This is a genomic window from Cupriavidus gilardii, from assembly GCF_008801915.1.
Lineage (GTDB): Bacteria > Pseudomonadota > Gammaproteobacteria > Burkholderiales > Burkholderiaceae > Cupriavidus > Cupriavidus gilardii.
The window spans coordinates 1-449 of the sequence record NZ_VZOV01000099.1 but is presented as its reverse complement, the minus strand read 5'-3'; the positions used below and the strand labels follow the sequence as shown (position 1 = coordinate 449).

Genomic DNA, 449 nt, shown 5'->3' with positions numbered 1-449 from the left:
TTAATGCGGCATAAATCCACAAAGCAGCAGAAGCGCGCTTGTAGAGTTGCCATGCAACAATGAGAAGTAAGACTCCAGCTACAATATAGTAAATTGAACCGCCTAGTGTAGCGAGCCAAATACCTCCAATTAGCAGGAATAACGCCAATAACCCAATAATAATTACGGTAAAAGTCGTTAAACCTGATCTTGAAGAAGGTTGATTCATAAACCACCTCTTATCAATCATCATTTTTATCGGAAAGATGTGCCAAAAAACTTATAGAAAAATGACATCACCAATACGTCTAAAACAAAATTCAGGCATAAAGAAAAAAACGGAAGGTCAGGATACTTCAATCAATGATTTAACCCTCGACAATCCGTTTTCGGAATAATTACTTAGAATGCAGTTGAGAACTTAATACCGCCTACCCAAGTGTTATCACCATTTTTTAATGCACCAACAT

At 37.0% G+C, this 449-nt stretch carries 1 protein-coding gene; it reads right to left on the bottom strand.

Annotated features, from left to right (window positions below; translation table 11 throughout):
- A partial coding sequence (locus tag F7Q96_RS26630; protein WP_151023672.1) for a hypothetical protein occupies positions 1-208 on the bottom strand: 208 nt, incomplete at its 3' end.
- Positions 209-449 lie beyond the last annotated feature (241 nt).